Below are 8,574 nucleotides of genomic sequence, written 5' to 3'. Positions count from 1 at the left end.
TTTGCCACTTGGCCAAATCGCAACATCCAACGTACTTTTGGAGATATCAATCCCAACAAAAATTTCATTACCTGTTTCCAGGGTATCATCAGAAGGCACCCTCATAGATTTCCTCCAATTCTTAGCCCTTCCTTGCAACATACGGGCTCTCATGGCCCTGGCAACTGTTCGGGCTACGATAATAGTGGACGTGGTGACCCAAGCTTACAAACGGGTTCTTTTAACCGAAGGAGGGTCGGTCTACCACGCCGTATGGATGAGTTTTTAACTTTGTTTAACATACTTTATAATTCCATTTTTCAAGATACAAGGAGGGACATAAGGGGGGTAGAAAGGTTTTTCCCCTTTAACACTTCCAACGCTTTTTAAAAGAGAACAGACAACAAGCCCCTTGGCCCCTTTACTTTTTTTCAATCCTTTAACTTGGTCCGACCCTGTCCTAGCGTTCTAACTCTTTCTTATGGAACAGGCTTGACATGATCTTTTTATTAGACTATCATGGTCATATTGAAATATCCATAATGGTTATCCATGAAAAAAGCCGACGTTTCAAAACTAAAAGCTTCGCTAAGCGAGTATCTGCTTAGAATCAAATCAGGGGAAGAAGTCATCGTCACCAAGCGGGGAAAACCGATCGCAAAACTTGTCCCCATTTCCCCCTCTGGAACGATCCCGGAGGAGCTTCTAGAAATGCAAAAAGCAGGGCTAGTCTCTATCGGTAAAGGGAAACTCCCCAAAAATTTTTGGACCTTACCTCGTCCTCAAGACCCAAAAGGATCTGTTTTACAAGCCCTTCTTGAGGAACGTGAGGATGGGCGGTGAAATTCTGGGACAGCTCCGCCATACTCCCTCTTTGTGTTAATGAACCCACCTCTCCCGTACTTCGAAAAACCCTCAAAGCGGATCAGGCAATGGTGGTTTGGTGGGCAACCCGCATTGAATGCACATCAGCACTGCTACGCCAAGCCCGTGAGGAGATGCTGACCCCTAAGGGAACGGACCAGGCTAGGGCGGTGCTAAAACAGCTTGCGGACACATGGACCGAAATTCATCCCACACCAGTTGTCCGTGAACATGCTGAGCGTTTATTATCCGTTCATCCACTAAGAACCGCGGATGCTCTTCAATTGGCTGCTGCATTGACCTGGTCGGGCCACCTTCCCAAAAACCATTACCTGGTTTGTCTTGACCATCGGTTAAGGGATTCGGCTAAAAAAGAAGGTTTTTCTCTCCTGCCTGCTGAGTTTTGAGAGATTTCCAAAGGAATTAATGATAAAAGAAACACATGAACTGGATTCCCAATAAATACCTGTGGGAATGACGGCATGGGTCTACCGGGGTTGTCTCATTGGTATTGTTTTTCCCCTTTCGACTCACGCCTAACGTTTTACGTTATTTAATGAAGAATGGACAACAAGCGACTTGACCCCTTAAATGAGATGGCCACATCCCAGGCCAAACCCGGTGTATCTACGCTCCCCAGCAGTTTGGGATTTAAAGGGTAGGAGATATCCACTACATAGAAGCCTATTCCGCTGCCGCCGGATAAATAGGCGATATCTCCCACTACCTGGACGTTGGTGGCGGGGGTATTGAGAGAGCTGACGATCTGAGGAAAACTTCGGTCTGAGACATCCACCACCTGAAGGCCTCCCACTCCATCGGCAACATAGACATAATTTTCTTTGATATCCAGATTGTAGGGTATGCCAGGTAGATCCACAAAAGAAAGGGGAACGGGAGAAAAGGTCTCCACACTTACGCTTGCGGTATCAGAGAACCCGATGTTTGAGACTGTAACGTTACAGAGGCCATCCTGGCCGGCGAAGACTTCACCATCAGTTGGGCCGAAGTTACAGATCAAGAGGTCCGATGAATTATAAGCTGTTCCCTTTGTGGTAGATGTTAAATCAATGGTGGTCCCATCGATCAGGCTACCTGTTACAGATAACTGTCTTGATACCTCTTGGGCCAGGATGGTATTGACGGTCAGAGTAAAGCTAAAGGGATTCACGGAAATGGATGAAAGGGCCTGGGCCAAATTATAACTATTGGGATCGGTGGGATCGGTACCCGTTTGGATCTCCAAGAGATCACGAATGCCATCTCCATCGGTGTCGGCCAACAAAGGGTTAGTCACAAAACCATTGGTTCCGGCCACCTCTGCGCCATCGGAGATGCCGTCACCGTCCGTGTCGGCTACATTGGGATCGGTCCCGGTTTGGAATTCCTGTAAGTTGAATAACCCATCCCCATCCGGATCTAGCCCAGCATCGTTGGGGTCGCTGGGATTTAAACCATTTGCGGTTTCATAATCATCGGGTATCCCATCTCCATCAGAATCCCCCGCCGCTCCGGTACTCGCCATCAAAATCAGTGTGGAAAGAACACCATCCTTGCTGGCAGACAACACCACCGTCCCCGATGAAACTGCCGTCACCAAACCCGTGGTTTCAACTGTCGCAATATTGGGATTACTGGTAGTGTAAACAGTATCCGGTTCATTTGTTACATCCGCTGTTGATCCATTGTCAAAGGTACCCGTCACCGTCAACTGGACTGTGTCCCCGAGGCTGGTGAGAGAGGGTTTGGAGGAGGTGAAGGTAACAGTATTTAAGATGGGAGAAATTTCTGTACCTAAAACCAGATCACCAATTAAGTTTTGACTATTTGGATTTGGAGAAACAAGGATACTTTCTCCAAAAAGCGTTGTACCATCTCCCCTAGGACATGTCACCCTTGCTTTTACCAATGTCCCATCTGCTGGAACGTTTGATATTGAAAAAGTACCATCAAAATTTGGAAAATTTGTTCGATTCAGAACGCTTACCGAACAGTTTTCATAAAGGATTGATAAGGGACCGGGAAAGATGTCGTTTGGACCTTCATCAAGATCAAACTCTTGTTCTGCAAAGACCGCAGAGAAGGCAAGAAGTACGCTTACAAATACCGTAAAGCCGATTAATTTCCAGCCCTGCTTCATTTTTATAATGTAATGTAATGGGGTCATAATGGGGTCAGGCGCTTAATAGATCTTTTAGGTAAACGTCCCTTTCTCAACCCCACACTAAACTCCTTCACCTGCCTTTGAAGTACCTTATCCTCCCCCAGTTCCTCCATTAACTTTACCAATCCACGACCAAGCACCGTTGCATCCTGACCCAACTGTTGTGCCATGTGCTTGATCGTAAATCCCCCCACCTCTCTCCCCAACCACGCTATGATTCGCTTTATCCGTACCGCCTTTCTGCCCCGACCACCATGCATGATGGCTGCCTCGGCTACTCCAAACTCTTTTAATACCTCCTTCTTTATCTCATCCCATCTTATCTCCACCTTCTGGTGTGGCTCATCTTCTGTTACCTTCTCCTCTACCTTTTCTACAAAACCCTCATCCCCTAAATACCTCTGATCTACTACTTGATAGAAATCTTCCCGGTGCCCCTGTTTTATCCCTTCCTTCACAAATCTTCCATACCTTTGTATTGCTACCTTTTTATTCCTTCCCCAATGTGGAAGGAGTCCTTCTACATTGATCCATCCCTGTCCCTCCCCACTTAAATAGGCTCTATGGCTGCTCCATGGATACCCCTCAGGATACTTAACCAACCTAGCGCGAACAGGATTTAAATGGACATACCGGACCAACTCCAACAAATATGCATCTTTATCACACAAGAATGCCTTGTATCTTCCCTGAAACAAATGCCCCACTTTTCGATACCTTTTATTCCAATACCGGGTATATCTAAAAAGAATATTCTGCATGACTTTGGATAGGGGAGTTCGGCCAATTTCAACTAACAGGTGCACATGGTTATTCATTAACACATAGGCATACAGTTTGTATCCAAAGCGTTTGGGACTCTCTTTTAATAGGGAGGTATAATATATTCGATCACGGTCATCTTTAAAAATCCTTTGCCCCTGGTTGCCTCGACACATCACATGGTAGAAGGCTCCAGGATAATGAATTCTCGCTTTCCGCGCCATGGAAAGCATCTTAGACATTTATCCTAATAATGTCAATTATACATGCCTGACCCCACTATGATTGTAGTTAGCCTGATCTGCATGACCAGCAATTGGAAGGCACAATGGAAAAAGTAAAAAGGAAAAGCTTCCTAAAAGAACTGTTTGAATTTTTTTGACAATATTTTTACTCGATAACATTTTTTTCCTAATATCTTTTTTATTCGCCTACCACCTAATTCCCAACGATTCACGTTTTTTTAAAAGAGAATGGACAACAAGCGACTTGAGCTACCCCCCTTATCACAGTGTTAGGAACATAATGCCGGTTGGCTCTTGCCATTTTTTTCTTAAACCTAAGTTTTTAACACCAAAAACACCTGTTTAAGCCCTCAAAACCTATCCCAAAATTTATTATCCTCTTTTTTTTCAACCCTTTAACTTGGTCCGACCCCGTTCTTTGCTTTCCGTCTTTGTGTAATTTTTTCAAGTCCCACGAGATGTTCGGGTGGTACTACTTTCAAAAGTTTCCTAATATGCTTTTCCAAATTTACAGGGACTGATCATTTTAATAAGTTTTCAATTTTTATATTCATAATTGGGATGGGGTCGGACCAAGGTAAGTATTTGATATGAAAGATTAAAACTCAAAAATATTGGTGTTTTCTAACCTTAAATCCCCCTTTTCACCCTAAAAAGATTGTTGTAAGAGACACCCGCCTCCAATTTTTGGCCCTCTCCTCTTGGGGGACAAGGGCCCTACCAAAATTCCAAAGATGAATAAAGAGGTGAGAAGAAATTTTTCACCGGGCGAGCAATTTTTTATGTCAAGAAAAGTCAAAGAAGGGGGTCTAAAAATTATTGAAAGTAAATTAATAAAATTTAGATTGGTTAAAAACTTGTCCGATTAAGGTCCCAAATTTAAATGAGAAGTTAAATTTTCTAGTGATATTTAGAGAACGATTCAGAAACCGATGAAAAGTTGGCTGCTTCTGACTTGAAAAACCCTAAACCCCTAAAATCCTTGATATTTCTTAATTGTTTCTTTATGGTACAATGAATTTCGATTAGGACCCCTTTTGGTAAAATTGGAACTTAAAGATTCCTCACCCGTTCAATTATTGAACGGGTGAGGAATGGCACATCAGCGAATGTCTTTGATTGATTCCAACAACTATTTTTCACTTCTTCCTAAACCCTTTAAAATAAGATCTTCTTTCTGGATTCCCGCTTCCCGTTTAAAATCAAACGAGGACAGGTCCGCAAGAATGACAGCATGGAGGAAGATATTTAGAAGAAAAAATAAAAACTCAAATATCCATGACCCCCTTTTTCAAAGGGGGAAGCTAAAAAATGTTGATCTAAAACCCTTCTTCTACCTCCCTATGTCCCTCCTTACAAAGGAGGGAGAAAAAGAGGTCCTGGAATCACGATTAAAAATTTCGGGAATGACGAAGGAAGACAACGGGGAAAAAACATGATCTGGGCGGGAAGGATCATTTTAATCTGCTTCTTCCTTTCCGGCATGAGCAGCCTGATCTATGAAGCCATCTGGCTTCGGATGCTGGTCCTGATTTTTGGCTCCACCACACTGGCAGTCAGCACGGTTCTCACGGCATTTATGGGGGGCCTGGCCATCGGAAGCCTGTGGTTTGGACGCTTCATCGATCGCTGGAAAAACCCCCTTCTCACCTATGCCGTTTTGGAAATCGGTATCGGAATGTATGCTCTCCTGGTGCCGATCATATTTCCCCTGCTGGTTCCCCTCTATCAATCCCTATGGGATCTCTATCACCCGACATTTTACTGGTTTAATTTTTTCCGTTTTATTTTAATACTGGCAGTTCTTCTTATTCCTACCATTTTAATGGGTGCCACTCTTCCGGTTTTGGCAAGCCATTACACCCACCGTCCTGAACGGGCGGAACAGCGCATCGGGACCCTTTACGCACTCAATACCACCGGAGCCGTAGCCGGAACATTCGCAACCGGGTTTATTCTCCTCCCAGCGTTGGGTGTTCAAACCACCACCTTTGTGGCCGTGGCTTTCAACCTTATCATCGGTGTGACGGCGGGTTGGATGGCGTTGAAAAGCAAACGCCTATTCGGATCGGTGCTTTCAAAAAATCCCGATGAACCGTCCTACCCTCCTCAACAAGAGGTTTCCCCTCAACCGATCCGCAATCCTTTTATGCTGGAGCAGCCCGGCCGATGGGCCGTTGCACTGGTTCTGGCCGGCTTTGCACTCTCAGGATACACCGCAATAGTGTATCAGGTGGTCTGGACACGGGTCCTCTCTCTTAGCTTGGGGTCATCCATTTATGCATTCAGCGCCATGCTGACCACGTTTCTATTGGGCCTTGCCCTTGGAAGCGCTTTTTTCACACAGGTACTGCACCGCATCAAACAACCCACAGCGACCTTTGCACTGATTCAAATCGGTATCGGCATCAGCTGTTATGTGGGGGCCATATTCCTGGAACGGCTTCCTTACTTTTTTCTCAACGCCATCTCCTGGGGTTTGCCGGCATTCTATAACCACCCGGACTGGCTGATAATGGGGTTATGGTTTATTGCGACAATGGTGATCATGTTTATCCCGACTTTTTTATTCGGGGGAACCTTTCCTGTAGTGATCAAATTATATCAAAGCCTGGTTCAACAAATGGGCCGCTCCACGGGGGATGCATATTCCGTGAATACCATCGGAGCGGTCATCGGGGCCTTCATGGGAGGATTCATTTTAATACCGGCTCTTGGCCTTCAGGCCACCTTGCTTGTTACCATACTGATCAATCTTATTTTGGGGGCGGCTCTCTCCCTCAGCAGTCCCGCGTGGACATCATACCGAAAAGGGATTGTGGGCGGGTCTATCGTTGCATTGTCCCTCATGGTCGGCTGGTGGAATATTCCATGGAACCCCATCATGATGACGTTTAACCTCGGAATTGAATATCCCACCTACCTCAAGGTCATAGAACAGATGAAAAAAGATAGCGGATGGACCGCTTTTAAGGAAAAAATGACGAGAAACGTGAAGCTCGATTTCTATGAGGAGGGAAAAACCGCCACGGTGACCGTGGTTCGTGATCCGGAGGGCAACCGTCTTTTAAAAAATGACGGAAGGCCTGAGGGAGGGGAGCAATATCTTAGGACCCATGTTCTTTTAGGACACCTTCCCATGATGGTGGGTGGACCTGAAACCGGAAAACGGGAGGCCATGCTCTCCATCGGGCTGGGAACTGGCGTCACACTGGGATCCACACAGCTCTACCCCGTTCAGAGACTCGATGCGGTTGAAATCGAACCCGCCGTGGTACGCGCCGCCGATCACTTCAGCAATATGAACCAACTTAAAAAAAATGACCCCCGGTTGAATATCATCATCAATGACGGAAGAAATCACCTGCTGACCACACACGAAACCTACGACATTATTACTTCCCAGCCCTCCCTACCCTGGCTTTCGGGGGTCTCCAACCTTTTTACCCAGGATTATTTCCAGCTGGGCGCCAATCGGCTTAAAGAGGGTGGAATTTTTTGTCAATGGATTTCCATTTACGGAATGACGGAGGAGAATTTTAAAAGCGTTCTTAAGGCGTTTCAATCGGTCTTTCCCCACGTTATGGTATTTGATCCAGCCCCTCCAGACATTATTCTCCTGGGATCCGTTTCACCCATTGAAATCAATATTGGCACCCTGGCTGCGGCCCTTGAAGATAAAACCGTCCAAGGCGATATGAAGCGGATTCAGATTCAAAGTATTTCCGACCTTCTCTCCACCTTTGCTTTGGGGAGCAATGAAGTTAACACCTACCTGAGTGACTCAGTGGCCAATACCGATGATAACGCCTGGGTGGAGGTCAACGGGCCTTTGGACTATTACTCCGGGCGGATTAATGGCCAGCCGGAAGCAATCCGAGAAAATATGCTGAAACAACATGCCAACCTAACCCATTATATTAATGGTTTTTCACATTTTCCAAATGAGGTGCAAGCGGACCTCCTTTTAAAACTCGCCTATGCCTATCTTCGCCAGAATAGTATTCACCGGAAAGATTCCCTGGGGTATGCCCATTTTTATTCAACCCGCTCCATGGAAACCCATGAAACCCCACAGGGACATCTTTTAATGGCGAAATTGCTGTTCACTCTCGCCCAAAATATCCCGCTCGAAAGCGCCCAACAAACCCCGCCAACGGCCTATCTCGAGGCCGCACTGAAAGCCGCGGAAACCGCCCTTCAAATCAACCCTACATTTTTTGAAGCGCAACTCTTTGTCGGAAATCTGTATGCGCGTTTAGGACGGGTGGAAAAGGCAATCCCCGCCTTTCAAAAATCGATTCAAATGAACCCAAAATTTCCCGATCCCTATTTCGCTTTGGCCACATTGCTTCAAGCCCAAGGCAACACACTAGAAGCCAAAAAATATTTCGAATCTTTTTTAAGGATGGCTCCAAATTCCGGTGTGTATCAACAGTGGATTCGGCAGGCCGAACAACAGCTTAGGAAATTAAATTTACCCTAAATCCGTTCGGGATGGATTATTCACGTTTGGGGATCATCAAGAAAGGGCAATCTGGGTTTTTCCCTCGGACCAAG

Annotated in this window: 5 protein-coding genes; 3 read left to right on the top strand and 2 right to left on the bottom strand. The window is 45.7% G+C overall.

Annotated features, from left to right (window positions below):
• Window positions 1–531: 531 nt before the first annotated feature.
• Window positions 532–822: a type II toxin-antitoxin system prevent-host-death family antitoxin gene (locus tag VGB26_13485; protein HEX9758790.1), complete on the top strand. Its 291-nt coding sequence runs from the start codon at window positions 532–534 to the stop codon at window positions 820–822.
• Window positions 819–1,250, top strand: a complete 432-nt coding sequence (locus tag VGB26_13480; GenBank protein HEX9758789.1) for a type II toxin-antitoxin system VapC family toxin — start codon at window positions 819–821, stop codon at window positions 1,248–1,250. The genes VGB26_13485 and VGB26_13480 overlap by 4 nt, the downstream gene beginning before the upstream one ends.
• A gap of 146 nt (window positions 1,251–1,396) precedes the next feature.
• On the opposite strand, the gene VGB26_13475 is transcribed toward VGB26_13480, so the two are convergent.
• Window positions 1,397–3,010, bottom strand: a complete 1,614-nt coding sequence (locus VGB26_13475; GenBank protein ID HEX9758788.1) for an Ig-like domain-containing protein — start codon at window positions 3,008–3,010, stop codon at window positions 1,397–1,399.
• A complete protein-coding gene (locus VGB26_13470) occupies window positions 3,007–4,011 on the bottom strand; it encodes a transposase (protein HEX9758787.1) in 1,005 nt (334 codons plus the stop codon). The genes VGB26_13475 and VGB26_13470 overlap by 4 nt, the downstream gene beginning before the upstream one ends.
• A gap of 1,438 nt (window positions 4,012–5,449) precedes the next feature.
• Between VGB26_13470 and VGB26_13465 the strand changes: the two genes are divergently transcribed.
• On the top strand, window positions 5,450–8,500 hold the full coding sequence (locus VGB26_13465) for a fused MFS/spermidine synthase (GenBank protein ID HEX9758786.1): 3,051 nt from the start codon (window positions 5,450–5,452) through the stop codon (window positions 8,498–8,500).
• Window positions 8,501–8,574: the final 74 nt, after the last annotated feature.

Source organism: Nitrospiria bacterium (assembly GCA_036397255.1).
Taxonomy (GTDB): Bacteria; Nitrospirota; Nitrospiria; order DASWJH01; family DASWJH01; genus DASWJH01.
Note: the sequence above shows the minus strand (reverse complement) of the source record. Positions and strands in the feature narration are given on the sequence as shown.

What these genes read in the sequence shown, in the direction of transcription:
- VGB26_13485 (HEX9758790.1), top strand. Translation starts at nt 532, where the DNA reads ATGAAAAAAGCCGACGTTTCAAAACTAAAAGCTTCGCTAAGCGAGTAT.
- VGB26_13475 (HEX9758788.1), bottom strand. Translation starts at nt 3,010, where the DNA reads ATGACCCCATTACATTACATTATAAAAATGAAGCAGGGCTGGAAATTA.
- VGB26_13470 (HEX9758787.1), bottom strand. Translation starts at nt 4,011, where the DNA reads ATGTCTAAGATGCTTTCCATGGCGCGGAAAGCGAGAATTCATTATCCT.
- VGB26_13465 (HEX9758786.1), top strand. Translation starts at nt 5,450, where the DNA reads ATGATCTGGGCGGGAAGGATCATTTTAATCTGCTTCTTCCTTTCCGGC.